This is a genomic window from Streptomyces sp. NPDC032721 (assembly GCF_055579625.1).
The window spans coordinates 823,199-850,040 of the sequence record NZ_JBVIMX010000001.1; the positions used below are offsets into that span (position 1 = coordinate 823,199).

Consider the following 26,842-nt stretch of genomic DNA (forward strand, 5'->3'; position numbering starts at 1 on the left):
CTCGTTCATAGGGGCGAACTCCGGTCTCACGCCTCACGCCAGCGTGACCTCCACCGGGAGTTTCTTGATGCCGTTGACGAAGTTGCTGCGTACGCGCGGGACTTCGCCCGTCAGGCGGATGGAGGTGAGGCGTGGGAGGAGTTCCTGGAAGAGGATCTGGATTTCCAGGCGGGCCAGGGAGTTGCCCAGGCAGAAGTGGGGGCTGCCCTTGCCGAAGGTGACGTGGTCGATGTTGGTGCGGGTGACGTCGAAGTCGTAGGGGGCGGGGAAGACCGTTTCGTCGCGGTTTCCCGAGGCGAACCAGAGGACGACCTTGTCGCCCTTCTTGATGTGCTTGCCGCCCAGTTCCGTGTCGCGGGTGGCGGTGCGGCGGAAGTGGTAGACGGGGGATGCCCAGCGGAGGAACTCCTCCACCGCGGCCGGGATGAGGGTGGGGTCCGACTGGAGTTTGGCAAGTTCGGTGGGGTGCTGGATGAGGGCCAGCATGGAGTGGGAGATGGCGTGGCGGGTGGTTTCGTTGCCGGCGACCACCAGGAGGAGGAAGTAGTTGTCGAAGTCGGTGGGGGTGAGGGGGATGCCGTCGCGGGGGGTCTGGTTGACCAGGAGGCTGACCAGGTCCGTGCCGGTGCCGCCCTTGCGTTCGGCGGCCAGCTTGCGGCCGTACGCGAAGACTTCGAGCGAGGCGGGGCTGCGGAAGGGGAGGTCGCGGTACTGGTCGCTCTCCTCGGAGTGCAGGAGTACGTCCGCGTAGTCGGGGTCCGTGTTGCCGATGATGCGGTTGCCCCAGTCGATGAGCTGCTGGGTATCGTCGGCGGGGACGTCGAGCATGCGGGCCAGGACGTTGATGGGGAAGTCGGCGGAGACCTCGTTGACGAAGTCGAAGCTGCCCTTGGCGAGGGCCGCGTCCAGGGTGCGGCGGGTGAGGACGCGGAGGAAGTCGCCGTAAGCGGCAACTGCCCTCGGTGTGAAGGGTTTCTGGAGGAGGCGGCGCATCGCCTGGTGGCGGAGGCCGTCCGTTTCCAGGAGGGAGCGGCGGAGGGCGATCTGGTCGTCGTCCACCTCCTCCAGGTTGGTGAAGCGGGTGGAGGTGTACGTTTCCGGGTCGCGGTCGACCTTGACGATGTCGGCGTGCCGGGTGACCGCCCAGAAGCCGCTGTTGGGGGCGGGCTCGGGCTGCCAGTGGACGGGGTCCTCGCGGCGGAGCGCGTCGAACATCCGCCAGGGGGTCGTGCCGTCGAGGAAGTTGTCCGGGTCGGCGAGGTTCACGTCGGTGAGGGGCATGGGGGCGGGGGTGGAGGCAGGGGTGGGTGCAGGCATGGCTGTGGGGCTCCCGTGGCTCAGACGTGGTACGCGTACTCGCCGAACTCCCAGTCCGTGACGTGCCGTTGGAACCGTTCCACCTCGTTGCGCTTGTACGCGAGGAAGGACGCGGTGAACTCCTTGCCGAGCAGCTCGGTCAGCGGGCCGTCGGCCACCAGGGCGTCCAGCGCTTCGGGGAGGGTGGCCGGCAGCAGGGGCGCCTTGGTGGTGTCGTAGCCGTAGCCGGACAGCGGGGCGGGGGGCTCCAGTTCGGCGATGATGCCCAGCAGGGCGGCGGCGAGGGTGCTGGCGATCAGCAGGTAGGGGTTGGCGCTCGCGTCGCCGAGGCGCAGTTCCAGGCGGCTCGCCGCGCCGCGCTCCGGCGGTATGCGGACCATGGCGCTGCGGTTGTCGAGGCCCCAGTCGATCAGCCAGGGGGCCAGGGTGTCCGGGCCGAAGCGCTTGTACGAGTTGATGGTGGGGTTCTGCAGGGCGGCGAGCGCGGGGGCGTGGGTGAGGATGCCCGCGATCGCGTGGCGGGCCACGCCGGAGAGTCCGTGCTCGCCCTTGGGGTCGTCGAACCGGTTGTGGCCCTGACGGCCGGGTTCGACGGCGGAGAAGTGCACGTGGAAGCCGGAGCCACCCTCGTCGTTGAAGGGTTTGGCCATGAAGGTGGCCAACTTCCCTTCCTTGCGGGCGAGTTCCTTGACGGCCGCCTTGAAGCGGAAGGCGCGGTCGGCGGCGTCGAGTGCCTCGGAGTGATCGAGGTTGATCTCGAACTGGCCGCTGGCGTACTCGTGGTTGCCCGCCGTGACACCGAGTCCGAGGTCCCTCAGCTCGCGGAGGGTGCGCAGGAGGTGGCGCTCCGGGTCGCCGCGCAGGCCGGCCGTGTAGATGTTCCCGGTGGCTTCGGCGTAACGGCGCCAGCCGGTGGGCGAGTTGGGGGTGGGGTCGGGTTCGCAGAGGAAGTATTCGAGTTCGGGCCCGACGACCGGGGCCAGGCCGAACTCGGTCCAGGCGTCCAGCACCTTCTGGAGTACGCCGCGCGGTGATTCGGGCGCGGCGGCGTGGGTTGCCGGATCACTGACGTCGCCGAGACACCAGGCGACGCCGGGCTCCCAGGGCAGGGCGACGAGGGTGGAGAGGTCGGGGCGGACGACGATGTCCGGGAGTCCGGCGTCCAGTCCGCCCGCGACGTCGACCGTGTCACCGCGCGGCGACGTGTGGTAGACGGCACGACAGAAGGCGAGTCCGTGCCCGACGGCCGACGGCAGGTGGCTGATCAGGATGTCGCGGGCCCGGTCGGTGCCGAGGAGATCGGGGAACGTCACCCGGACCACGTCGATGTCGTGACCCTGCGCGGCAAGACGTTCGAGGTGCTGGCTGATCTCGGGCGGCAGTGGCGGCTGCGGCCCGGACTGCGATGCGCTCACCGTGGCTCCTCCATGTCGTTTGACTCCAAAAGGTATGCAGAGCCAGGGTCCGGCACAAGGGCGCCCGTCAACTTCCCCCGGGATTCCTCACCTTCACACGACGGTTGACCGGGCGCCGTGCGGGGATTAACTTGTTTGAACTCAAACGAATTCACCCTGTGCACGCTTTCGGGAGGACCGCTCATGAAGGTCGTCGTGGACATGGACATCTGCCAGAACCACGGTCAGTGCGTCTTCTCCGCCCCCGACGTCTTCCAACTCGACCAGGACGGAAGGCTGTTGTACGTCGCCGAGCCGGACGAGTCGCTGCGCGAGGACATCGAGGACGCGGCGGACGTCTGCCCGCTCCAGGCCATCACCCTTGAGGACTGAACCGGTGGCCGTCGACCGGGTCGTCGTCGCCGGGGCCTCCCTCGGTGGCCTGCGCACCGCCGAGCAGCTGCGCCGGGCGGGCTTCAAGGGCGAGCTCGTCGTCATCGGCGACGAGCCCCATATGCCGTACAACCGGCCCCCGTTGTCCAAGGAGGTGCTGGCCGGGACCGCCACCTTCGAGTCGCTGACCTTCCGGCCGAAGCCCGCCGCCGCCGATGTGGTGTGGCGGCTCGGCACGGCGGTCGTGTCCGCGGACCTCGCCGCCAGGGTCGTACGGCTCAGTGACGGCGAGGAGTTCGCGTACGGCGGGCTCGTCGTCGCCACCGGGCTGCGTCCGCGTCGACTCGACGTACCGGGTCCCGCGCAGGGCCGCCACGTCATTCGTACGATCGACGACGTACGGGCCCTGCGGGGCGGGCTCCGGCCTGGCGTCCGGGTGGTCGTCGTCGGCGCGGGGTTCGTCGGCTGCGAGGTCGCGGCGACGGCAAGGGGGCTCGGCGCGGACGTGACCGTCGTGGAGCCGGAACCGCTGCCGTTGCGGCGCGCGCTCGGTGAGGTGCTCGCCGGGGTGCTCCTGGAGCGGCACCGCGCGCAGGGGGTGCGCTTCGCCCTCGGGCGTACGGTGGCCCGTTTCATCGGGCGCAACGACCGGGTCACCGGTGTCGTGCTGGACGACGAGTGTCTGGTGCGCGCGGACGTGGTCGTCGAGGCCGTCGGGTCGTTGCCGAACGTCGAATGGCTGGCGGGCAACGGGCTCGATCTCAGCGACGGGGTGCTGTGCGACGGGCAGTTGAGGGTCGAGGGTGCGGCAGACGTCGTCGCGGTCGGCGACGTGGCGCGCTTCCCGAACCCCCGGTACGACGGGGTGGCCCGGCGGGTCGAGCACTGGTCGGTGCCGGGGGACAGTGCGCGGCATGCGGCGCGGGTGCTGGTGGGTGCCGGGGTCGGGCCCTTCTCGCCGTTGCCCTCGTTCTGGAGCGATCAGTACGCGGAGCGGATCCAGTCCTTCGGCGCGCCCGCGCTGGGGGTCGGGGACGTGCGGGTGCTGGAGGGCGCGGCTGACTGCGCTGCTCACGGCGATCTGCTGATGGGTTACCACGATGCCGGCGGGCGGCTGGTCGGTGTGGTGGCGATGGGCGGCCCTGCGGTGGTCGCCAGGGCTGCGGACCACCGCGCGGCCCTCCTTGCCCAGTCCCCCTCCACGCAGGACCTCTCTCTAGGAGCACTTTCGTGAGCGCGAATGTCCGGGGCTTCTTCTACCCCAAGACCGCGAGCGGTGCGTCGTCGCTGATTCCGGCGCCGCCGTGGCGGTACTCCGGCGACCTGCTGACCGTCGAGTACCGGACCGATCCGGCGCGGGTACTTGAACTGCTGCCCGCGCCACTGGAGTTGGCGGACGAGGATCCCGGTGCGGTCGCGTTCATCTGGGCGGACTGGCAGTCCTGCTCGGCATCGGGCGACGAGCTGCTGGATCCGGTGCGGGCGCAGTACAAGGAGGCGTTCGCGGTGGTGCGGTGCTCGTACCGGGGGCGGGTCTACTCGCGGTGCGTCTACATCTGGGTCGACAAGGACTTCGCGATCGCGCGGGGGCTGCACCAGGGGTATCCGAAGAAGCTGGGGTCGATCCACCAGACCCGGCCGCATCCGTACGGTCCCGCGCCTCGGATCGAGGCGGGGGCGCGGTTCGGGGCGACGCTGGCGGCGGCGGACCGGCGGTTGGCGGAGGCGGTCTTCACGCTTCGCGAGGAGAGTGCGGGCAATGGGTTCGTGAATGCGCATCCGATGATCCACAACCGGTGGCTGCCCTCGGTCGAGAAGGGGAAGGGGCTGGCGCTGGACGAGTTGGTGGAGACGGGGGCGGCGGAGTTCGAGGCGGGGCGGGCGTGGGGGGCGGACGTGGAGTTCTCGCTCTTCTCGTCTCCTACGGAGGAGTTGGCGAGATTGGAGGTGGGGGAGGTGATTGGGGCGTACTACCGGCAGGTGGGGGTGGTGTGGGACGGCGGCCACCTCTTGGAATCCACCACCTCCGCATCCGAATAGACCCCGCCAAGCCCCCTCGGGCGGCGGCCCCCGCCGAGCCCCCTTGGGCGGCGGGGCCGCCCCCCGGGGGCGGAACGGGCGGGCAAGGGGGCGGCCCCCGGCGGAGCCGAACCCTCCGGCCCCGCCCCAGCTCCGCCCCCGCCCCGCGCTCCACACCCGAGTGGTCCGCTGCGCGGGGCTTCACCCCACCCCGCCCCTTCCCGAAACCGGGGCTCCGCCCCGGACCCCGGGGTGGCAGCCCGGTTGGGGTGGGTGGGGGAGGTGCGGGTCGAGTGTGGCTGGCCGCGCAGTTCCCCGCGCCCCTAAAGGGGCGGGTACGTGTGGCTGGTCGCGCCCGCGCGGCGGAGCCGCACAGGGGCACAGCCCCGCGCCACTGGCGGGGCCTACCCCTGCGGGGGTGTGCGAGTGGTCGTGCCCGCCCAGCGCAGCCGAGCCGCACCGTGCCCCGGCCTCGCACACAGAGCCCCGCACCGCACCCCTACCAAGCCACGGCCCGGCAGCGATGCCGCCCACTCCCTGTCCCACCCCTCCCAACCCCCAAGGAGCACCCGTGCCCCACCCCACACCCACCCCCACCCCCATCGACCCCCGCCACTGGATCGGTGGCCAGCGGGTGGACTCCGTTTCCGGGGAGACATTTACCGATCACTCCCCCATCGACGGCACCCCCCTCGCCCAAATCTCCCGCGGCCGCCCCGCCGACGCCCACGCCGCCGTGGCCGCCGCCACAGCCGCGTTTCCCGCGTGGGCCGCGACGCCCCCCGCCCACCGAGCCCGGATCCTGCACGCCATCGCCGACGGAGTCGAAAAGCGGCTCGAAGAGCTGGCTCAGGTCGAGACCCTCGACAACGGGGCCCTCCTCCGTTCCCACCGCCGCGGCGTCATGCCCCGTGTCGCGCACAACTTCCGCTTCTTCGCCGACTGGCTCACCCAGGACCTCGCCCACCCACCCTTCGACACCAACACCCGCAGGAACCAAGTGAGTTGGGACCCGGCCGGGCCGTGCGTCCTCATCACCCCGTGGAACGCACCCCTCATGATGGAGAGCTGGAAGGTCGCCCCCGCCCTCGCCGCAGGCAACACCGTCGTCCTCAAGCCCGCCGAGTGGTCCCCCCTCACCGCCTCCCTCCTCGCCGACATCGCCCACGAGGCCGGCCTGCCCGCCGGAGTGCTCAACGTCGTCCAGGGGTACGGCGCCGAAGTCGGCCAGGCCCTCGTCGAGCACCCCGACGTGCGCCGCATCAGCTTCACCGGCTCCGTGCCGACCGCCCGCGCCATCCAGGCCGCCGCTGCCGCCCGCCTCACCCCCACCTCCCTCGAACTCGGCGGCAAGTCCCCGCTCCTCGTCCTCGCGGACGCGGACCTCGACCTCGCCGTCGAGCTCGCCGTCGAGCAGTACGACAACGCCGGGCAGGTCTGCCTCGCCGGCACCCGCCTCCTGGTGCACGAGACCGTCGCGCAGGAGTTCACCCGCCGCTTCGTCGAGAAGGCGAGCGCCCTCGTGCAGGGCGACCCGCGTGACCCGGCCACCGACATCGGGCCCAACATCCACCCCCGGCAACTGGAGAAGATCGACGGGTTCGTGCGGCGGGCCCTCGATGCGGGGGCCACCGCCCTCGTCGGCGGGGCGCCGAACGAACAGCTCGGGGGGCTGTACTACCGGCCCACCCTCCTCACCGGCCTCCCCCAGGACGCCGAGGCCGTCCAGGAGGAGATCTTCGGGCCCGTCCTCACCCTCCAGACCTTCGCCACCGACGACGAAGCGATCGCCCTCGCCAACGGCACCCGCTTCGGCCTCGCCGCCACCGTCGTCACCGGGGACCCGGACCACGCCGACCGCATCACCGCCCGCCTCGTCGCGGGCACCGTCTGGGTCAACTGCTTCTACGTGCGCGACCTCCGCGCCCCGTTCGGCGGCTCCCGCCAGTCCGGGATCGGCCGGGAGGGCGGTACCTGGAGCTTCGACTTCTACTGCGACGTCAAGAACACCGTCACCGCTCAGGAAGCAGGGTGGACCCACCATGGGTGAAATCGTCGGCGCGGGAATCCTCTCGCACGTCCCGACCATCGTTCTGCCCGAGGAGACCCGCAGGGAGCTCAACGAGGGCCAGGAAATCAGCCTCGTCCCCGGGCTCCGCAGGCTCCGCGAGGAGGTCTTCGAGACGGTCGACTACGACACCGTGGTCGTACTGGACTCCCACTGGGCGACCACCGTCGAGTACGTCGTCGCCGCCCAGGACCGCCGCGCCGGACTCTTCACCTCCGAAGAGCTCCCGCGCGGCATGTGCCGGATGCCCTACGACTATCCCGGCGACCCCGAACTCGCCTACGAGCTGGCCGAGTTCGCGGACCGGCACCAGACGTGGATCACTCCGATCGACGACCCTTACCTGCCCGTCCACTACGCCACGATCAATCTGTGGAAGTACCTCGGCGAGGGGCTCCCGGAGAAGAAGTGGGTGTCGATCGGTGTCTGCCAGACCGCCGACACCGAGGACAACCTGCGGCTCGGCCGCGCCCTCGCCGACGCGGTCGCCGCCACCGACCGCAAGGTGCTCGTCATCGCCTCCGGCGCGCTCTCGCACACCTTCTGGTCGCTGCGCGAACTCCGCTCCCACGAGTCCAGCGACCCGAGCCACATCTTCAGCGCCGGTGCGCGCGAGGCCGACCTGGAGCGGATCGCCTGGTTCGAGCAGGGTCGCCACGACGAGGTCCTGCGCACCATGCCGGAGTTCTACCGCTTCAAGCCCGAGGCCAGGTTCGGCCACTACCTCATGATGGCCGGCGCCCTCGGCGAGGAGCGCTGCACCGCCCCCGGCCGCCGCTACAGCGAGTACGAGAACGCCGTCGGGACGGGACAGATCCACCTCTGGTTCGACCGCCCGGCTGACGGTTGGACCAGCGACCGAAAGGTCGGCACGAGCAGCACCCACCCCCTCACCCCCCAGGAGCCCTCCCGTGCCTGAGTACCGCCGCATCCTCCTCGACGGCGCCGTCGTCCAGGTCACCCGCGAGGACGACGAACTCGTCTCCGCCGACGGCCGCCGCGTCAAGACCGCCGAGGCCCACCACCTGCCGCCGGTGGTCCCCTCCAAGGTCGTCGCCGTGCACCTCAACCACCGCAGCCGCGTGGAGGAGTTCCGGATCGCGCTGGCCCCCACCCCCACGTACTTCCACAAGCCGACCTCCGCCCTCAACGCCCACGGCGGCGCCGTCGTCCGCCCCGAGGGCTGCAAGTACCTCAACTACGAGGGCGAGGTCGCCATCGTCATCGGCCGGACCGCCCGCAACATCTCCCCCGCCCAGGCCGGTGACTACATCGCCGGATACACCATCGGCAACGACTACGGCCTGCACGACTTCCGCGACACCGACGCCGGTTCGATGCTGCGGGTCAAGGGCTCGGACACGCTGTGCCCGCTCGGCCCCGGGCTCGTCACCGACTGGGACTTCCGCGACAAGTACCTGCGTACGTACGTCAACGGCGTCGTCGTGCAGGACGGTTCCACCTCCGAGATGGAGTGGGACATGCACTACCTGGTCGCCGACATCGCCCGCACCATCACCCTCAACCCGGGCGACGTCCTGCTCTCCGGTACGCCGGCCAACTCCCGCCCCGTACAGCCGGGTGACGTCGTCGAGGTCGAGGTCGAAGGGCTCGGCAGGCTGACGAACCACATCGTCTCAGGTCCCGTCCCGGTCCGCGCCGACTGCGGTGCGCAGCCGGGCGAGTCCGAGGAGGTCGTCTCGACGGCCTTCGGCGGCGACTGGGAGTTCCGCGGCATCCGCGCGCCGAAGAAGGGCTGACCCGCCGTGACCTCACCACCGAGAGAGGCGCCCCGCACCCTCAGGCGGGGCGCCCTGGGTGCCTTCGGCATCCTCTTCTTCGTCCTCTCCGCGCAGGCCCCGCTGACCGGCATCGCCGGGGCCGCGCCGATCGCGATAGCCATCGGCAACGGTCCCGGCACCCCGGCCACGTATGCCGTGGCGGGCGGGATCGTGCTGCTGTTCTCCGTCGGATTCGTCGCGATGGGGCGGTACGTGGTGGACGCGGGCGCGTTCTACGCGTACATCGGCAAGGGTCTCGGCCGGAGCACCGGCATCGGCGGCGCGGGCGTGGCCCTGCTCGCGTACCACGTCGTCCAGGGTGCGATGTACGGGCTCTACGGGGCGACCGTCAGCGGTCTCTTCGACGAGCTGGCGGGGCTCGAAGTGCCCTGGTGGGTCTGCTCGTTGGTGACGATGGCCGTCGTACGGGTGCTCGGGGTGGCGGGCATCGAGGTGGGGGCGCGGATCCTGGCCGTGTTCGTGCTGGCCGAGTTCTCCGTCCTGCTGGCCTTCGGGGTGGTCACGCTGTTCCAGGGCGGCGGCCCCGAGGGGCTGGCCCCGGGGGCGTCGTTCTCGGTCCCGGCGCTGCTCGAAGGGGCGCCCGGGGTGGCGCTCGTCTTCGCGCTCGCGTCGATGCTCGGCTTCGAGGCGACGGCGATCTACGGGGAGGAGGCGCGCGACCCGAGGAAGACGGTGCCGCGCGCCACCTATCTCGCCGTCGCGGTCGTGACCTGCTTCTTCGCCTTCACGACCTGGATGCTGATCTCCGCGTACGGGGCGTCGAAGAGCCGGGCGGCGGCCGGGGCCGCACTGGACGGCGGGGACGGGGCGGCCTTCGTGTTCGGGCCGGTGGCCGCACAGTTCGGTACGTGGGTGAACGACGTCCTGCCCGTCCTCCTGGCCACCTCCCTCTTCGCCGGGATCCTGGCCTTTCACAACTCCGCCAACCGCTATCTGTACTCGCTGAGCCGCGACGGGCTGCTGCCGCACCGGCTGTCCGTGCTCAACAAGCGGCAGCAGCCGGTGGCCGCGGGTCTCGTCCAGACGGTGACGGCTGCCGTGCTGATGCTGCCGTTCCCCGCGCTGGGCATGGACCCGGTGCTGACGATGTTCTCGTGGTTCAGCGGGATCGCGGCGCTCGCGATCACCTTCCTGTACTTCCTGACCTCGGTCGCGGTGATCGTCTTCTTCCTCAGGACCCGGCAGGACACCCGCCTCTGGAACACCCTGGTCGCACCGCTCCTCGGTGCCCTCGGCATCGCGGGGGCGATCTGGCTCGTGGTCGTCAACTTCCCCACCCTGATCGGCGGGGACACGACGACCGCGACCTGGCTGGCGCTGACCGTGCCGGCCGCGCTGCTCCTGTGTGCGGGGCTCTCCCGGCTGCCGTACGCACGGCGGGCGGCGGGGGTACGCCGCTGACCTGTGCGGACCTCGTACGCGCTCGATGGCCGGGGCCCTGGCCAGGGGCTTTGACCACCGTACAATTTGGTACCGAACGACCGAACCTCCCGCTTAGTCCGAAGGAGAGCCTGTGCCCGGCCAGCGTTCCATCATCGAGACCGAGAAGCTGGTCGAGGCCAAGCTCGGCGGTATCCCCATCCAGCACGAGCAGATGGCCGTCATCGCCAACATCCACCGCGCGGCCGCCGCCGTCCGCAGCCACTTCGAGAACTCGGTGCTGCGCGGCTCCGACCTCACCTGGACCGCGTTCGTGGTTCTGTGGGTGGTGTGGATCTGGGGCGAGCGCGAGACCCGGTTCGTGGCGGAGGAGGCGGGCATCTCCAAGGGCACGCTGACGGGTGTGGCCCGCACCCTCGAAGGGCGCGGGCTGGTGCGGAGAACCGACCACCCGTCCGACGGACGCCGGGTCCTGCTCAGCCTCACCGACGAGGGCGAGACGCTAATGCGCCGCGTCTTCCCCGAGCTGAACGCCGAAGAGGCCTTCGTCTCCCAGCGGTTGGACGCCGACGAGTGCAAGCAGACGGCGGACGCGCTGCGTCGCATTGTCGTACAGGTGGAGGAACACGGCGAGGAGCGGCGGCGCGAACTGCTGAACGGCGAGCAGCCCGCCCCGCGCCGGAGCGGCCGCCGCGCGAAGCCGTAACTCCCTCAGCGGCGGGCCGAGTTGACGTACGCTGCCGCTCGGATCAGCGCGTCGAACAGGCCCTGCTGTGCCGGGTCGTGCGCCGCGGTGTCCTCCGGGTGCCACTGGACGGCGGCGAACCAGCCCCGGGCGTCCGCGAGTTCGAGGGCTTCGACCGTTCCGTCGGGGGCGCGCGCGGTGACCGCCAGCCCTTCGCCGAGCGCCTCGACGCACTGGTGGTGGTAGCAGGAGGCCTCCACCTTCTCCGTGCCCGCGGCGGCGGCCACGGTGGAGCCGCGCTCCAGGGCCACCGGGTGGACGAAGTGCCGGTGTTCGCGCCCGGGGCCGCCCATGTCCTGCCGGAGGGTGCCGCCGAGGGCGACGTTGACGATCTGGAGGCCCCGGCAGACCGCCAGGGACGGCAGTTCCGCGTCGAGGGCGGCGCGGGCCACGGCCAGGTCGAAGGCGTCCTGCTCGTCGTCGACGTCGTACACGCTCTCGTGGGTGCCGGTGGCGCCGTAGCGGTGCGGCGCGAGGTCGCCGCCGCCGGGCAGCAGCAGCCCGTCGCAGCGGGCCAGCCGGGCCGCCACCTCGGCCGGGTCGGCCACGCCCCCGGGCGCGTACGGGTGCAGCATGAACGGCTCGCCGCCCGCCCGCCAGACGGCGTCCACCAGGGCGCGGGCCGTCACCTCGGCCGCGTAGCGCAGTGCGGAGGTCGAGGCGGCGAAGCGGTTGGGCAGGGCGATCAGCGGACGGGGCGGCGCGGCGGCGAAGCGCGCGGATGCAGCGGATGCGGCGGATTCGGCGGATTCGGCGGATTCGGCGGATTCGTCAGAGGTGCTCACGGGCTCCACCGAAGCACTCACAGCTGCATCCAGGTCGTCTTCAACTCGGTGTACTTCTCCATCGCGTGCGCCGATTTGTCCCGCCCGTTGCCGGACTGCTTCATTCCGCCGAAGGGGACGGTGAGGTCGCCCTCCTCGTAGCAGTTGACCCACACCGTGCCCGCCCTGAGGAGGCGCGAGACGCGGTGGGCGGTGGTCAGGTCGGCGGTCCAGAGTCCGGCGGCGAGGCCGTACTCGGTGTCGTTGGCCAGGCGTACCGCCTCCTCGACGGTGTCGAAGGTGAAGACGGACAGTACGGGGCCGAAGATCTCCTCGCGGGCCAGCCGCGAGTCCTCGGCCACCCGGTCGAAGACGGTCGGGGCGAAGTAACTCCCGCCGGGTTTGGGGTGGATGCGGGTGCCGCCGGTCCGCAGCCGGGCGCCGCCCGCCTCGCCCGCCGCCACGTGTTCCGTCACCCGGGCGAGGTGCGGCTCTCCCACGAGCGCGCCCATTTCGGTGGCCGGGTCGAGCGGGTCGCCCACCTTGATCTCCTCGGCCCGTGCGACGACCGCGTCCACCACCTGTTCGGCGACCGAGGAGTGCACCAGCAGCCGGGAGGGGGCGGTGCACATCTCGCCCTGGTTGAAGAAGATGCCCCAGGCGGCGGTCGCGGCGGCCTGCGCCAGGTCGGGGGCGTCGGGGAGCACGATGTTGGGCGACTTGCCGCCCAGTTCCAGCCAGACCCGCTTGAGGTTGGAGTCGGCGGCGTAGTGCAGGAAGTGGCGGCCGACGGCGGCCGATCCGGTGAACGCGAGGACGTCGACGTCCGGGTGCAGCCCGAGCGCCCGCCCTGCCGTGGGCCCGTCCCCGGCGACCACGTTGAGCGCCCCGTCCGGCAGCCCGGCCTCCGTGCCGAGCCGGCCGAGCAACAGGGCGGACAGGGGGGAGAGTTCGGACGGCTTGAGTACGACGGTGCAGCCGGCGGCCAGCGCCGGGGCGATCTTCCAGCCCGCCAGGGTGAGCGGGAAGTTCCACGGGACGACGGCGCCGACGACCCCGGCGGGCTCGCGGGTGACCAGGGCGAGGGCGTCGGGCGAGGTGTGCGGGGACTCGTCGGTGAGCTTGTCGGCGAGCGCGCCGTAGTAGCGGAAGGTGCTGACGAGGGCGCGCAGTTCGATGCCGTACGCGTCCGAGATCGTCTTGCCCATCTCCAGGCTGAGGGTCAGCGCGAGGTCGGCGCGCCGCTCCTCGATCAGATCCGCGATCCGGAGCAGGACGCGGCCCCGGTCGGCGGGGGCGAGGCGGGGCCACGGTCCGTGGTCGAAGGCACGGCGGGCGGCGGCCACGGCAAGGTCGATCTCAGCGGCACCCGCGTCGGCGACACGCGTCAACTGCTGTCCGTCGCGCGGAGACACGACCGCGAACCCCTCGCCCCCGCCCGGCTCCTCGCGGCCGTCGATGTGATGGGAGGCCGGATACCGGAGGTCCTTGACCCGCAGCAGCCAGCCTTCGTATGAAATGTCCACCGTGGGCACCTCCGGAACGAGCGGGTCGCACCGCATATCCATTTGAGTCCAAACGATAAGCGGGTGCGGGGGCGCCCACAAGGGCCGGGGCGACCCGGTTCACCCCCTCTTCCGGGCATGAAAATCCCGCAAAGCGCAGCACATCGCGCCTGGATCTGCTGGTATGGGGTCCGTCGCAGGGAATAGTGATCTTGAACAGACCGGAGACGGGGTACGAGCTGAAGCGGGCACGGCATCCCTGTCGCCCCACCCACCGCACCACGCACCATAGGGAGCGAACGAACCGATGAGCCTGGCCCAGCTTCACTACACCTCGGCCGCCGGGTTCACGGCGGTCGGCCCCGACGTGCCGCCCGAGCTGCTCGACGAGGCGGAGGAAGTGCTCGCCGCCTTCCCCGCCACCGCCTTCTCGCTGAGCCAACTCTCCGACGGCAGCCGCCTGTTGAGCCGTACGACCACGGACCCGGAGACCGGCGGCGCGTACACCCACGCCGTCCACCTGCCCGCCGGGACCAGACTGCCTGGCGGTGCGCTGCCGGTCACCGCGTGGGACTCCCCGCGCTGGACACAGGTGCCCCCGGCGCCGGGCGAGCCCCTCGCCGCGCTGGAGATCCTGACCCCGGCGGCGGGCTTCTTCGACCGGGACGGGCTCGCGGAGTTCGCCACGGCGTGCGGATCGCGGCTCGCGGGCGTGCTGGCCGATGTGCGCAGGCTCTGCGAGGACCCGGGGGCGGAGCAGGTCGTCCTGATCGAGGAGGACCCGGCGGACATCGCGCGCTGGGTCGCGGTCGTCGGCGCCGCACTCCCCCGCGAGCACGCGCACGGGCTGACCTTCACCACGTACGCGGAGCGCCCGGAGCATGCGCTCCAGCAGATCGTGGGGACCTCGCCGGACGTGGTGTTCCCGGCGGCGGACTTCCGGGTGCACGGGGCGGCTTCGGCAAGGACCGCGGCGCACGCCGACTCCTGGGCCGGGGTCGCCGCACAGATCTGGCTGGCCGGACGCCCCGAGCTCTTCAAGCGGGCTGCGGCCCAACCCACCCTGTCCGGGGGTGAGTTCGAGGCAGGCCCGCTCGCCGCGACCGCACTCGGCGCGGGCGTGCCGCTCGACTCCCACGGCCGTACGGCAGCCGCCGCCTGGGCCGAGGAGCACGCCGACGGGCTGAGCGCGGGCGACTGGCCCGCCCTCCTGGGCGCGCTCTGCGCCCCGGTCCCCGGCTCCCGCCCGGACGGTGAACTCGACGCCCTGGAGCGGCTGGCCGTCCGCATCGACGGCAAGGTGCCCGCCGAGGTGCTGGCCCCGCTGGCCGCCCTGCTGGCCGCTGAGGACGACAACCCCGCCGCCGTCCCCGAGCTGGCCCGCCAGCTCGCCCACGAACTCCTGGCCGACCCGGAGCGGGCCCGCAGTGCCGCCGTCCGCGAGGCACTCGCCCAGCACTCGGCGCTGCACGCCCAACTCCTCGTACACCTCGATGAGCTGGCGCCGGACAATCCCTTCTCGCTGGTACGGCTGCTGCACACGGCGGACCTGATTCCGGGCGAGCCGGAGGGGCTGCCGCATCTGCGGATGTGCGCCGCGTACCCGCAGCCGGGCGCGGCGGCGGGCGGCGCCGACCGGGAGTCCACCCTGCACACCGTGCTGCGCGCCGCCGGGGTCTCCCCGATGGTCGAGCCGCTGGTCCTGCGCACCGGGTTCCGGCTGGTCTGGCCCGACACCGCCCTGCCCACCCCGCAGGAGGCCCGCTGGATCCTCGGCGAGACGGGCTCCGACGCGCACCGCACGGCAGGCACCTACCCGGAGCTGATCCGGGCCGCCCTGGAGGGCCCGGCGGACGACCCGGACGTGACCCCGCTGGCCGCCGATCTGATCCGCTGCTTCCCGCACGAGATCGACGCCCGCCAGCTGGGGGCGCTGCGGATGCTGGAGTTCGCGGAGTCGCTGGCCGAGGGCCGCGCGGGCGCGGGTCCGGTGGCCACCGCGCTGACACTGCGGTCGGCGGCGCACCCGGTGGAGCCGACGGTCCTGCAACGCGTCTTCGGCCTGCTCTCCCGGGACCTGCTGTCCGAGCAGCGCCCCCTGGGCGAGCTCAACGCGCTGGCCCGCTCCGCCGACCCCGACCTGCTGGCCGCGTACGACGCCACCGCCCGCACCGCCACGCTCCAGGACCGGATCCGCACCACCCCCTCCTATCTGGCCGACTGCTTCACCGCCTGGACCTCGCACCCGGGCGCGAGCAGGCCGTGGGACGAGGTGCGGGCCGCACTCCTGGAGGAGGTGCTGCGGACCGCGCTCCAGCATCTGACGAGCCGTGAGATCGGCGCGGTGACGGACCACTTGGAGCGGGCGGGCGGCACGCACGCGGCGGACTTCCGGGCCTGGCACCGGCCGGGGGGCGGCACCTTCGGCAGGCTGGCGCGCCGCTTCGGGCGGCGGTGACCCCACCCGCCCGGCCCACTCGGCCGACATCACCCTTGACCCATTTAGTCAGAATCCGCCCCACTCGCGCCCAATAAGCATACTTTCGGGCGTTACGGATGAGACCTTGGGCCGCTGTAGACCGGAGCGGCCCAGGGAGCAGAGTTGCGAGCACGGATCATGCGGAGCGGCGTGGCCACGGCCCTGCTGCTGTCCTCCCTGGCGGGGCTGCTCGCAGCGGCCCCGGGCGCCGCCGCGCTGGCCGCCGAGGCCGAGGTGGGCATCACGAAGGAGGTCACCGGGGCGACGATGCCGCTCGAACCCGGCAAGACCTTCTCGTACAACCTCACCGCCTCCTGTTCGTCGCTGACGACGGCCTGTGTGAACCCGGTGGTCGAGGACGTGCTGCCGGCCGAATTCGACATCACCTCGCTGCCCAAGTCGACCGACACCCGCACCGTCACCTATGACGCCGCCACCCGGAAGCTGACGATCCGGTTCACCGAGTCGCTGCCGAGTCCGCCCGCCGAGCCGGGGGCGGCCGGGCTGCCCGCCGGGGTCAGCCGCCAGGTGTCGATCGGCATGCGGGTGCCCGCCGAGACGACGCTCACCGACGGGGCGAAGGTCCCGAACACGGCGAGCATCGACGCCGACAACGCGGACCCGGAGAGCTCCACCGCCGAGGTGACCGTCCGCATCCCGCGCGTGGTGCGCCCCGTCACCACCAAGAAGTGGTCGCAGACCTCCGCCGTCGCCCAGTCCCAGGCCACCTCCACCCTCACCCTTGGGGTGCGCAACGGCTCCTCCACCTCCGCCGAGGTCACCTCGCTCACCGTCGGCGACACCACCCCGGCCACCTACGAGAACTTCGACGTGACGGGTGTCGGGCCGGTCTCCCGCTTCCCGGCCGGCGCCGACCGGGTACGGGTACTGGTGTGCACCAAGCCGATCAACTCCCCATGTGCGGACGGTGAGTTCACGGTCGGCCCGGTCGGTCCCGGCCCGGCGGTGGCGCTGCCGCCCGGAATCGACCCGGGCCGGATCACCGGGGTGAAGTTCGAGTTCACCGCCGCTTCCGGCGCGAAACTCCCGTACGACCCGACCGGCGGCGCGGTCGCCCTGGGCGTCAAGCTGCGCGACACCGTCCGGTCGAGCGGTGCACCGCTGGATCCGACCACCCGCCAGCAGGTGCGCAACTGCTCGACGGTGAGCGCCAAGGACACCGTCGCGGGTACGGTCACCGGCCCGCAGGCCTGTGCCACGTACGACATCCTGCCGAACATCGCGTCCGTGCAGGGCACCAAGTCCTACTTCTCCGACACCGACGGCAACTACCGCGCCGACGGCACGGCCATCATCGGCACCAAGGCGCCCGTCTCCATGGTCATCGGCGCCCGCAACACCGCCTCCTTCCCGGTGGCCACGCTGACCATCACCGAGCCTTCGACGACCGCCACCAGCGAGTTCGACAAGTTCGACGCGTCCAGGATGCGGGTGGAGTTCCCCCAGGGCGCCGCCTCGGCCACCCTCACCGTGGTCTGCCGGGACGGCTCCACCCCGGCGCCGCGCCAGCTGTCCCCGACCCCGGCCCTCCAGGACTTCCCCGACACCGGCTGCCCGCCCGGCAGCCCCGCCAAGAGCGTCTCCGTCACCTTCCGGGGCACCGACGCCAAGGGCAGCGGCACCATCGTCCCCAACGCGGTGGGCAAGCTCTCCGTGCACGGCACGCTCAACAGCAAGGCCGTCGCCGCCGACGCCACCGACGGGATCTCCAACTGTGCGGACGTCTCCGCCACCAACCCGGTGGACGGCTCCGGGTCCGGCTCCGGCACCGCCTGCCAGAGCCTGCGCCCGGCCAACCCGGTCGACGACATCCGCACCTCGAAGTCCGTGGACCAGCAGGAGGTCCCGCCCGGCACCCCGGTGACCTTCACCCTCGACCTGGCCAACGCCGGTACCACCCCGCTCGACCGGCCCGCCATCACCGACCCGGCGGACCCGAGGGCCGCGGGCAACCCCTTCGACGTCGTACGCCTCACCGAGCTGAAGCTCCGCTACCGCGAGCCGTCCGGTCTGCCCGTACTGCTTGAGGTGTACGACCCGACGGCCTCTGCCTGGGTCGCGTACGACGCCGCCGACACGGCACTGCTGACCCGCGCCAAGGGGGTCAGGGCCCGGCTCGCGGGCGGCAGCCTGCCGCCGAACGGGCGGATCATGGTCGATGTGGTGGTGGAGCGCCGGGCCGGGGTCGCCGACGACGTGACCTTCCGCAACTGCGCGCAGATCACCTCGGGCAGCCGGGTCGTCCAGGACAAGGTCTGTACGGGCGAGGAGAACGTCACCAAGCCCGCCCGCAGCGGCGGCTCCGTACAGAAGACGATCTCGCCGGCGCTGGTCGCCAGGACCCTGCCGGGCGTCCCCCGCCAGGAGCCCGACGTACGCATCGAGGCCCGCAACACCGGCAACATCAACCTCAGGGAAATGGTCGTCACGGACATCGACGCCGACTTCTTCGACGCGGCCGACTTCGTCCGCGTCACCGGCGTCACCTTCCCGCCGGGCGCCAACCAGGTCCGCGTCGACGCCTGTACGGACGGGTGCACGAGCACCCCGCCGGTCTTCGTCAACGGCACGACGGTCAGCTCCGCCACCCCGGGCCTGCCGGCCGGTGTCAACGCGGCCGATGTACGCGGGGTGCGCTTCACTTTCTCGCACTCCAGCGGCGGTTACGTGCTGACGCCCGGCGCGCCGGTCCGCCGGGGCGCCTGCCCGACCATCGTCTGCTTCAAGGTGGCGGCGCGGCAGGATCTGCGCTCGGCGCCCGGCACCCGGATCCCCGACACCCTGGAGGACACGGCGTCCGCGGCGGGCGAGAGCAGGCTCCAGACGCCGGGCAGCACGTTCCCGTTCGGGGACAGCACCGCGACCCTCAAGGTGCAGGACGGGCGCGGCAAGCTGGACGTGGCCAAGGGCCCCGACTCGCGCATCGGGCCCGGCGAGAGCGCCCCGTTCACGCTGACCGTCCGCAACAGCGGCACCGGCGGCGTCAATGCGCTGGTGCTCGCCGACCCGATCCCGGAGCTGCTGCGCTTCGACGAGTCGTACGCGGGTGACGGCGGGCTGCCGTTCCGGATGACGTTCAAGGTCCCCGCCGGTACGCCGGAGCCGCCCGCCCCGGTGTACGAGCCGACGCGCGGGCCCGACGGGCGCGTCACGCACGTCCGCTGGCGCTTCCCCGACTGGGTGATGCTGCCGGGCGCCGAGGTCAAGCTGACGTTCCAGGTGAAGCTGGCGCCGGGGGTACCGGGCGACTCCGTCATCCAGAACGTGTTCGGCGCCGGGTCCGAGGTCGACAAGGACCTGGAGTGCCTCAACAACTCGCCGCGCGACGGCGAGCGCGTCGACGACCTGACGGACTTCGGCGCGGGCCGCTACTGCACCTCCCGGGCCGAGATCACCACCCTGCCCGGCACCGCGTTCGAGGCCAGCAAGTGGGTCACCGGTGACCCGGGCCTCGGCTTCTACAACACGGTGACGAAGAAGTACGTGGGGCTGGACTCGCCGGCCTGCCCGATGCTGAAGCAGGGCGGGCGCAGCTACACCCAGTACCCGTGCATCGCGCTCGTCAAGCCGGGCGACAGCTTCCGGTACCTGCTGCGGGCCGTCAACTCCGGTACCGATCCGACCACCGAGATCCGGCTCCTGGACGTGTTCCCCTATCAGGGTGACACCGGGGTGCTGCTCGGCAACCAGAGCCGCGACACCAAGTGGAGCCCGCGCCCCCGGCTGTCCGGGCCGCCCGTGCTGACCGGTCCCGGCACCCTGGACACCAAGTACGCCACGGTCACCAACCCCTGCTCGGACCTGATCGCCACCCCGCGCCGCAACTGCGCCAAGGCCGACTGGCGGGCCGGGCACACCGCCGAGGCCACCGGCGTCGAGATGCGCGTCACCTTCAACACCGAACTGCCGCCCGGTGGCGAGGTGTTCATCGAGATGCCGATGTCCTCGCCGGTCGACCTCGACCAGCCCGCCGACCCCGCCGTCGCCTGGAACTCCTTCGCGCACTCCGAGACCGTCATCCAGAACGGCAGCAAGCACGACCTGCCGGTCACCGAACCGCCCAAGGTCGGCATCGGCATGCGGTTCGGCAACCTGCGCGTCGACAAGATCGAGGTGAACCCGCCGGAGGGCGTCCCCGTCGGCCTCTACAAGGCGGGTTACCGCTGCACGGTCACTCCGGACGGCGGTACGCCGCAGGTGGTGCGCGAGGGTGTCTTCGAGTTCTCCCCGTACACCCCGATGGCACTGGTGGGCGTGCCCGCCGGGGCCCGCTGCGAGGTCTGGGAGATCGACTCCAAGGGCGCGGTGAGCAGCAGCTTCGGTGCTCCCAACGCCCAGGTCGTGATCATCACTCCGGCCTCGCCCGACGAGCGCGGCGAGCACATCGACATCACCAACACCTATGTGGACGCGTCGCTGAAGGTCCGGAAGAGGACCACGGGCGCGGCGGCGGCGGAGTTCGGCAAGGGGCCGTTCACGGTGCGGGTCGACTGTGCGTTCCGGGACACCCAGCTGCCCGGCTTCCCCAAGGACCTCACCTTCGAAGGTGACGGCGAGCTCCCCGTCGACGGCCTGCCCGCGGGCGCCCGCTGCACGGCCACCGAACCGGACCGGGGCGGCGCGGCCTCGGTGGAGGTGACGGCGACGGACTCGTCCGAGACCGACGTCGCCGTGATCGGCTCGGTCACGGGCAGGACGGCCGGTCTGACCGTCACCAACGACTTCCCGACCGGCTCGCTGCGGGTGCTCAAGCAGGTCCGTGGCGAGGGCACCGCCTACGCGGACCGGACCTTCCGCTTCCAGGTCCTGTGCGACTTCAACGGCCGCAAGGAGGTCGTCTCCCGTACGGTCACGGCCCGTGCCCCGTCCCTCACCGGCCAGATCGACGGCATCCCGGTCGGCGCCGAGTGCACGGTCGAGGAGATCGACCCGGCGGGCGCGGACGGCACTCCGCCGCCGGTCGGCCCGATCACCATCACCAAGGGCGGCCCGACGCCCACGGCCGCCGTCGAATTCACCAACACCTTCTCCCTCGGCAGCCTCACGCTCAGCAAGGAGATCGAGGGCGCGCCTGCCGACGCCCCGTACGCCAAGGACTACGTCTTCCGCGTCACCTGCATCCGCGAGGCGGAGAGCGCGGACGGTGACCCGGTGGTCGCCTTCGTGATCCGCAAGCGCTACACCGTCAAGGCGGGCGAAACCCTGAACGTGCCGGGCGACCTGCCGATCGGGGCCCGCTGCTGGGCGGAGGAGATGAGCGACGGCGGAGCCACCCACACGGACATCGACCACGGCAGTCACGGCAGCGCGGTCGTCGTGACGAAGGACGCCCCCAAGGTGTCCATCACCGCCAAGAACTCGTACGAGTCGGGCACCCTCCGCCTCGCCAAGAAGGTCGTCGGCCGCCCCTCCGGCCGCCCCTTCGTCCTCGCCCTCTCCTGCATCCTGCGCACCAAGGACGGCCGGGACCTGACCGTGGTCGACCGGCGCCGCTACACCTTCGCGGCGGCGGACTCCCGCCCGGTCGACGACCTCGGCTTCCCGCTCCCCAAGGGCACCCGCTGCTGGGCGACGGAGCCGGACAACGGCGGAGCGACCAGCACCACCATCGACCACAGCAGCCCGGCGACGGCGGTCACGGTCGGCGGCAAGGACGATCCCGCCGTCACCATCACCGCCACCAACAGCTTCACCCCGAAGCCGCCGAAGCCGGGCCGCTTCACCGTGGCCAAGCAGGTGGTGGGCCACGGCGCGGGCCCGTTCAGCTTCCACGCGGTCTGTACGAAGCCGGGCACGCGGACGCCCCTCCTCGACCGGCGCTTCACCCTCGCCCCCGGCCGCAGCCACACCTTCATCGTCCCGGCGGGCTCCGTCTGCTCGGCCAGGGAGACCCCCGTACCGCACGGGGCCAAGGTGACGACCCACGACTCGGACGCGGGCACCGGGGGCGGTGCGACGGACGGGGTGGTACGGGTGAAGGAGGACGCTGACTCGCTGGTACGGGTCACCAACGCCTTCCACAGCAAGCCGCCGAAACCGGTCAAGTAGGTGCAGGGGGCGGTAGGGTCGTGGTGCGGGCTGCTCGATGGGAGCGGGGCGCTCGGCGGCCTGGGAAGCGGTGACACGGTGGGGCAGGACGCACGACTGGCCGCCGTACTGGCCGCCCTGGGCTCGCCCGCTCACCTCGACCTGGTGGGCGGGGACCCGCAAATGTGCGCGACGGTGCTGGGAGTGGACGGGGTCGCGGTGTCGGTCCTCACGGACACCGACCGGTTCGAGCGGGTGTGGTCGAGCCCGGGGCCCAGTACCCGGCTGGAGGACATCCAGTACACGCTCGGCGAGGGACCGGCGGCGGACGCCGCCCGCTCCCGCTCGCTCGTCCTGATCCCCGACCTCTCCGAGGTCCCGGCCGGCCGGTGGCCGCTGCTGCTCCCGGCCGTGCAGGAGGAGGGGGTGCGGGCGCTGTTCTGCTTCCCCTTGCGGATCGGGGGTGCTTCGCTGGGAGTGTTCACCGCACAGCGGGCTGCCCCCGGCCCGTTGACACCCGCGCAGACCGACGACGCGCTGATCATCGCCGCCTCGCTCACCGCGGTCCTGACCGCGGGTACGGGACCGGACCAGCCCTTCGTCCAGCAGGACGGCACCGCGGGCGGGCTGCACCGGGCGGCGGTCCACCAGGCCACCGGAATGATCAGTGCTCAGGCTTCGATTCCGCTGGACCAGGCGCTGGCCCTGCTGCGTGCCCACGCGTACCGCAAGGAGCGGCCGCTGGGGGACGTGGCGGGGGACGTGGTGGCACGCCGACTGCATTTCCGGGACACTTACGAGGGGACGGCATCGCCGTCCGGGACAGAGAGATGACGGCGATGATCAGCCAACAACGTGTGATGGACATCCTGGTCGAAGCCGTGGACACGCTCACCGCCGACTTCGATCTGATCGACTTCCTGCACCGGCTCAGCAGCCGGTGCGTGGAACTCCTCGACGTGGAAGCGGCGGGCGTCCTGCTCGTCGACGAGTTCGGGCAGCTCCAGCTGATCGCCGCCTCCGACGAGCGCACCCGGTTGCTGGAGCTCTTCGCGCTCCAGCACGAGCAGGGCCCGTGCGTCGCCTGCTACCGCACCGGCAACGCCCAGCTGAACATCGACCTCACCTCGCCCGTCGTCACCGCCGCCTTCAGCCCCTTCGCCGGCCGGGCCCGCGAACGCGGGTTCACCAGCACGCACGCGCTGCCCCTGCGGCTGCGCGAACAGGTCATCGGCGCCCTCAACCTCTTCGGCACCCGCCGGCAGGACATCAGCACCCAGGACCTCACCGTCGGCCAGGCCCTCGCGGACGTCGCCACCATCGCGATCCTCCAGCATCGCACCATCGCCCGAGGCGACGTCGAACGCGCCCAGCTGCAGAGCGCCCTGCACTCCCGGATCGCCATCGAGCAGGCCAAGGGCATCCTCGCGGAACGCCACGCGCTCGAACTCGACTCCGCCTTCGACGCACTGCGCTCCTACGCCCGCCGTCACCAGATGCGGATCATCGACCTCGCCTCGCTGATCATCGACAACAATCCGCCCCAGGACTTCCTCCTCCCCACCGAGAACTGACCGCATCGCACCGCACCCCCGCCCGCACGGGCCGGGAGCTACACCCGGTCGATCTCGGCGCGGACCGTCTTCCCGCCGGGCTCCCGGTCCCGTACGGACCACCGGTCGGCCAGTGCCTCGACCAGGAGCAGGCCTCGACCGGACGCATCGTCGAGTCCGGGCTCGGGAAGCTTTCCGGGCTCCGGGGGCCAGCGCTCGCCGCGTGCGTCGGAGACCTCGATTCGCAGGACGGCGCCTGTTTCGTGTGCGCGGTCGAGGTGTACGAGGCGGAGCTCGAAGTCGCGGCCTCTGACGCGGCCGTGGGTCACGGCGTTCGCGGCCAGTTCCGCGACGATCTGCGCGACGGTGTCGGAGGGCTCGCTCCCGTACGGGATTCCCCACTCGTGGCACTGGTGGACCGCGAGTTGCCGGGCGAGGCGTGCACCTCGCTCGGTCGGGCTGAGCAGTTGGGAGAACGTACGTACGGTGACGGCGTTCTGCTGGGTCAGGGGTGGCGTCATGTGGCCAATGTGACGCTGACCAGAGGCTGTTCACCAGATTGCCGACCCGTACGCTGCGGCAGCGTACGGGTACGCACCGTAGACACGATCAGTAACAGGCCGTAACCATGGGCGTGTTGGTGGTGCGCGGGGAGACGTACGGCGCGAGAGGTGAGCGGAATGACGTACGACACGGACGGTGCGGCGGGCAACGGCGGGGCGGAACCGGAGACCACGGACAGCCTCAAGGCGTTCGGCGAAGTCGTCAAGGCCTTCCGGAAACGGGCCAATCTGACGCAGGAGGAGTTTGCCCATGTGGTCGGGTACTCGGTCCCGACGGTCGCTTCGATCGAGCAGGGGCGGAGGTTTCCGTCCGGGTCGTTCGTAGAGCGGGCGGAGGAGGTGCTGGATGCGTTCGGGACGATCAGGGGTGCCGCGAAGCACTTGTCGCGGAAGCCGGGGTTGGCGAGCTGGTTCCGGCAGTGGGCGGAGTTGGAGAAAGGGGCGATCACTCTCTACACGTACGAATGCCGTGTCATCCCGGGCCTGTTGCAGACCGAGAAGTACAGCAAAGCGTTGCACTCGGAGCACTTGCCACCGCTGAGCGACGAGCAGATCGAAGACCAGCAGAGGGCGCGTACTGAACGTCAGCAACTACTCCAGGAGCGGCCGAACACGACCTTCGCCTTCATTCTGGAGGAGCACCTGTTCCTTCGGGGCCTGGGCGGAGAGGAGGCGCGGCAGGAACTGCTCACGCACCTCATCCAGCTGGCCCGGCGGCGGAATATCACGATCCAGATCATGCCGCTCGCACAGGGCGAACATGCGGGCCTCCAGGGGTCCTTGCACCTACTGGAGACACCTGACAACAAGTGGCTCGGATACGTGGAGGGACAGGCGAGCGGTCTCATGCTCACCGACTCCAAAGTGGTCAGCACTCTCAAGTTGCGGTATGCCAGGATGACCTCACAGGCTCTGACTGCCCAGGACTCTCTGAGCTTGATGCAGCGGATGACGCGAGGAGAAACATGAGCACCACCGAACTGGCGTGGTTCAAGAGCAGCTACAGCAGCAGCCAGGGCGACAGCTGCGTGGAAGTCGCCCTCTCCTGGCGCAAGTCCAGCTACAGCAGCGGCGGTGACGGCGACTGCGTCGAGGTAGCCACCTGCCCCACCACCATCCACGTCCGCGACTCCAAGCTCACCGACAGCCCCGAGCTCGCCCTCTCCCCCACCGCCTGGACCGACTTCCTCACCTACTCCACACGCGCCTGAGCCCCGTACCCGCAGAGGTCCGCACCGCGAACCGGATCGGTGTGCCCGGTACCGCCTGGGCCGCCGCCGGGAGGTGTTCTTCGGGGACCACGCCGATCACCGGGTAGCCGCCGGTCACCGGGTGGTCGGCGAGGAAAACCACCGGGAGGCCGTCCGGGGGCACCTGGACCGCACCCAACACCATTCCCTCGCTGGGGAGTTCGTCGTTGTTCGTACGGGTGAGCGCAGGGCCCTCGGTACGCAGGCCGATGCGGTTGGCGGCCGGGGAGACCCGGTAGCCGGGGGCGGCCAGTACGCGGAGCGCCTCGGCGGTGAACCAGTCGTCGCGGGGGCCGAGGAGCAGCGGCAGGACCAGCTCGGCGGGCGGGGCCTGCCAGGGCACCGTGTCCACGGCGGGCGGGAGCGGCTGCGGAGTGCCGACGGGGAGCAGCGTGCCGGAGGCGAGCGGGTCGGGGCCGAGGCCGGAGAGGAGGTCGGTGGAGCGGCTGCCGAGTACGGGTTCGACAGCGATGCCGCCGGAGACGGCAACATACGTACGCAGTCCGGCAGTTGGGCGGCCGATGTCGAGGAGTGCGCCCGCCGGTACGTGTACCGGGGATGCCCACGCGACGGGCCGGCCGTCGACCCGTACCGGGCACGGGGCGCCGGTGACCGCGACCGTCACCGGGGTGAGGGCGCGGAGGGTGACGCCGTCGAGGGTGGTCTCCAGGGTGGCCGCGTCGGAGGGGTTGCCGACGAGGCGGTTGGCCAGCCGGTGGGCGTGCGCGTCGAGGGCGCCGGAGCGGGGAACGCCCAGGTGGGCGTGGCCGGGGCGGCCCTCGTCCTGGACGGTGGTGAGGGCTCCGGGCCGTACGACTTCGAGAGCTTCGAGCGCTTCGGGCACCTCGGTCGGGGTGTCCACGGTCATCACGTGCGGGGCTCCTCGGTGAAACGCACCCGGGTGCCGGGGGCGAGCAGGGCGGCGGGGTCGCGACGCGGGTCCCACAGAGTGGCGTTGGTGGTGCCGATGAGCTGCCAGCCGCCGGGGGACGAGCGGGGGTAGACGCCCGCGTACTCACCCGCGAGGGCCACCGATCCGGCGGGTACGGCAGTGCGCGGGGTGGCCCGGCGGGGCAGGTGGAGGGCGGGCGGCAGACCGGTGAGATAGCCGAAGCCGGGGGCGAACCCGCAGAAGGCGACGCGGAGTTCGAGCGCGCCGAGGGTGGTGGGGATGCGGTCGGCGGGCATGCCCCAGAGGGCGGCCACCTCGGCGAGGTCGGGCCCGTCGTAACGCACCGGGATCTCGATCAGCGGGCCGTCGTCGGCGGTGAGCGGCGGGATCTCCCAGGTGCGGAGCTCGGCGGCGAGGGCCTGCGGCTCGGCGAGCCCGTCGAGGAGGACGGTCCTGGCGGCGGGAACGATGTCGCGGACGGCGGGCAGGGCGTCGGCATCGTGGGCAGCATCGGCGGCGGCACGGCGCCGGAGGAGCTCGGCGTGGAAGGCCTGGGCCTCGGGGAGCCCGTCGAACTCGACGAGGAGGGCGTGACGGCCCATGGGGCGGGTGCGCAGGGAGGAGGGTGGGGCTGCGGCATCAGTGGTGCTCATGCGATGACCTCCGACAG

Annotated in this window: 21 protein-coding genes; 14 read left to right on the forward strand and 7 right to left on the reverse strand. The window is 71.6% G+C overall.

Annotation, left to right across the window (positions count from 1 at the left end):
- Positions 1-33: 33 nt before the first annotated feature.
- Together ACZ5PB_RS03505 and ACZ5PB_RS03510 are read right to left on the reverse strand one after the other, a co-directional pair.
- Positions 34-1,317, reverse strand: coding sequence for a cytochrome P450 (locus ACZ5PB_RS03505; RefSeq protein ID WP_468687382.1), 1,284 nt, complete (start codon positions 1,315-1,317; stop codon positions 34-36).
- Positions 1,318-1,337: 20 nt separating this feature from the next.
- Positions 1,338-2,732 (reverse strand): glutamine synthetase family protein, encoded by a 1,395-nt coding sequence (locus tag ACZ5PB_RS03510; RefSeq protein ID WP_468687383.1) that lies wholly within the window; start codon positions 2,730-2,732, stop codon positions 1,338-1,340.
- A 183-nt stretch (positions 2,733-2,915) separates the two neighbouring features.
- On the opposite strand from ACZ5PB_RS03510, the gene ACZ5PB_RS03515 reads away from it, so the two are divergent.
- The 8 genes from ACZ5PB_RS03515 to ACZ5PB_RS03550 all read left to right on the forward strand — a co-directional run bounded on the left by ACZ5PB_RS03515 (position 2,916) and on the right by ACZ5PB_RS03550 (position 11,079).
- A complete protein-coding gene (locus ACZ5PB_RS03515; RefSeq protein WP_468687385.1) occupies positions 2,916-3,104 on the forward strand; it encodes a ferredoxin in 189 nt (62 codons plus the stop codon).
- On the forward strand, positions 3,094-4,338 hold the full coding sequence (locus tag ACZ5PB_RS03520; RefSeq protein ID WP_468687387.1) for an NAD(P)/FAD-dependent oxidoreductase: 1,245 nt from the start codon (positions 3,094-3,096) through the stop codon (positions 4,336-4,338). Before ACZ5PB_RS03515 ends, ACZ5PB_RS03520 begins: the two co-directional genes overlap by 11 nt.
- Positions 4,335-5,144, forward strand: a complete 810-nt coding sequence (locus tag ACZ5PB_RS03525) for an acetoacetate decarboxylase family protein (protein ID WP_468687389.1) — start codon at positions 4,335-4,337, stop codon at positions 5,142-5,144. Before ACZ5PB_RS03520 ends, ACZ5PB_RS03525 begins: the two co-directional genes overlap by 4 nt.
- Positions 5,145-5,694: 550 nt before the next feature.
- Positions 5,695-7,173, forward strand: coding sequence for an aldehyde dehydrogenase (locus ACZ5PB_RS03530; RefSeq protein WP_468687391.1), 1,479 nt, complete (start codon positions 5,695-5,697; stop codon positions 7,171-7,173).
- Positions 7,166-8,110 (forward strand): 3,4-dihydroxyphenylacetate 2,3-dioxygenase, encoded by a 945-nt coding sequence (locus tag ACZ5PB_RS03535; protein WP_468687393.1) that lies wholly within the window; start codon positions 7,166-7,168, stop codon positions 8,108-8,110. Before ACZ5PB_RS03530 ends, ACZ5PB_RS03535 begins: the two co-directional genes overlap by 8 nt.
- Positions 8,103-8,951, forward strand: a complete 849-nt coding sequence (locus tag ACZ5PB_RS03540; RefSeq protein ID WP_468687394.1) for a fumarylacetoacetate hydrolase family protein — start codon at positions 8,103-8,105, stop codon at positions 8,949-8,951. The genes ACZ5PB_RS03535 and ACZ5PB_RS03540 overlap by 8 nt, the downstream gene beginning before the upstream one ends.
- 6 nt (positions 8,952-8,957) lie before the next feature.
- On the forward strand, positions 8,958-10,394 hold the full coding sequence (locus tag ACZ5PB_RS03545; RefSeq protein ID WP_468687396.1) for an APC family permease: 1,437 nt from the start codon (positions 8,958-8,960) through the stop codon (positions 10,392-10,394).
- A gap of 112 nt (positions 10,395-10,506) precedes the next feature.
- On the forward strand, positions 10,507-11,079 hold the full coding sequence (locus ACZ5PB_RS03550) for a MarR family winged helix-turn-helix transcriptional regulator (protein ID WP_468687398.1): 573 nt from the start codon (positions 10,507-10,509) through the stop codon (positions 11,077-11,079).
- 5 nt (positions 11,080-11,084) lie between these two features.
- On the opposite strand, the gene ACZ5PB_RS03555 is transcribed toward ACZ5PB_RS03550, so the two are convergent.
- Positions 11,085-11,807, reverse strand: coding sequence for a gamma-glutamyl-gamma-aminobutyrate hydrolase family protein (locus ACZ5PB_RS03555; RefSeq protein ID WP_468688265.1), 723 nt, complete (start codon positions 11,805-11,807; stop codon positions 11,085-11,087).
- Positions 11,808-11,920: 113 nt separating this feature from the next.
- The gene (locus ACZ5PB_RS03560) at positions 11,921-13,408 is read right to left on the reverse strand and encodes an aldehyde dehydrogenase (protein WP_468687400.1); all 1,488 of its coding nucleotides are present in this window, start codon (positions 13,406-13,408) and stop codon (positions 11,921-11,923) included.
- Between the two features lie 286 nt (positions 13,409-13,694).
- Here ACZ5PB_RS03560 and ACZ5PB_RS03565 point away from each other — a divergent pair, with 286 nt between their 5' ends.
- The 4 genes from ACZ5PB_RS03565 to ACZ5PB_RS03580 all read left to right on the forward strand — a co-directional run bounded on the left by ACZ5PB_RS03565 (position 13,695) and on the right by ACZ5PB_RS03580 (position 23,488).
- Positions 13,695-15,845: a GTPase-associated protein 1-related protein gene (locus ACZ5PB_RS03565; RefSeq protein ID WP_468687403.1), complete on the forward strand. Its 2,151-nt coding sequence runs from the start codon at positions 13,695-13,697 to the stop codon at positions 15,843-15,845.
- Positions 15,846-15,989: 144 nt separating this feature from the next.
- Complete coding sequence (locus ACZ5PB_RS03570; RefSeq protein ID WP_468687405.1) at positions 15,990-21,935, forward strand: DUF5979 domain-containing protein; 5,946 nt, start codon at positions 15,990-15,992, stop codon at positions 21,933-21,935.
- Positions 21,936-22,748 carry a GAF domain-containing protein gene (locus tag ACZ5PB_RS03575; RefSeq protein WP_468687407.1) on the forward strand — a complete coding sequence of 271 codons (813 nt, stop codon included), beginning with the start codon at positions 21,936-21,938 and terminating at the stop codon, positions 22,746-22,748.
- Positions 22,745-23,488: an ANTAR domain-containing protein gene (locus ACZ5PB_RS03580; protein ID WP_468687408.1), complete on the forward strand. Its 744-nt coding sequence runs from the start codon at positions 22,745-22,747 to the stop codon at positions 23,486-23,488. Before ACZ5PB_RS03575 ends, ACZ5PB_RS03580 begins: the two co-directional genes overlap by 4 nt.
- A 38-nt stretch (positions 23,489-23,526) precedes the next feature.
- On the opposite strand, the gene ACZ5PB_RS03585 is transcribed toward ACZ5PB_RS03580, so the two are convergent.
- Positions 23,527-23,988, reverse strand: a complete 462-nt coding sequence (locus ACZ5PB_RS03585; protein WP_468687410.1) for an ATP-binding protein — start codon at positions 23,986-23,988, stop codon at positions 23,527-23,529.
- 159 nt (positions 23,989-24,147) lie between these two features.
- Between ACZ5PB_RS03585 and ACZ5PB_RS03590 the strand changes: the two genes are divergently transcribed.
- Together ACZ5PB_RS03590 and ACZ5PB_RS03595 are read left to right on the forward strand one after the other, a co-directional pair.
- On the forward strand, positions 24,148-24,999 hold the full coding sequence (locus tag ACZ5PB_RS03590; protein ID WP_468687411.1) for a helix-turn-helix domain-containing protein: 852 nt from the start codon (positions 24,148-24,150) through the stop codon (positions 24,997-24,999).
- Positions 24,996-25,241 (forward strand): DUF397 domain-containing protein, encoded by a 246-nt coding sequence (locus ACZ5PB_RS03595; RefSeq protein WP_468687413.1) that lies wholly within the window; start codon positions 24,996-24,998, stop codon positions 25,239-25,241. Before ACZ5PB_RS03590 ends, ACZ5PB_RS03595 begins: the two co-directional genes overlap by 4 nt.
- On the opposite strand, the gene ACZ5PB_RS03600 is transcribed toward ACZ5PB_RS03595, so the two are convergent.
- Both ACZ5PB_RS03600 and ACZ5PB_RS03605 read right to left on the reverse strand, forming a co-directional pair.
- Positions 25,219-26,148 carry a 5-oxoprolinase subunit C family protein gene (locus tag ACZ5PB_RS03600; protein ID WP_468687415.1) on the reverse strand — a complete coding sequence of 310 codons (930 nt, stop codon included), beginning with the start codon at positions 26,146-26,148 and terminating at the stop codon, positions 25,219-25,221. The two genes, ACZ5PB_RS03595 and ACZ5PB_RS03600, sit on opposite strands and share 23 nt — an antisense overlap.
- Entirely contained in the window at positions 26,148-26,825 is a 678-nt protein-coding gene (locus tag ACZ5PB_RS03605) for a 5-oxoprolinase subunit B family protein (protein WP_468687416.1), read from the reverse strand. Before ACZ5PB_RS03605 ends, ACZ5PB_RS03600 begins: the two co-directional genes overlap by 1 nt.
- Positions 26,826-26,842: the final 17 nt, after the last annotated feature.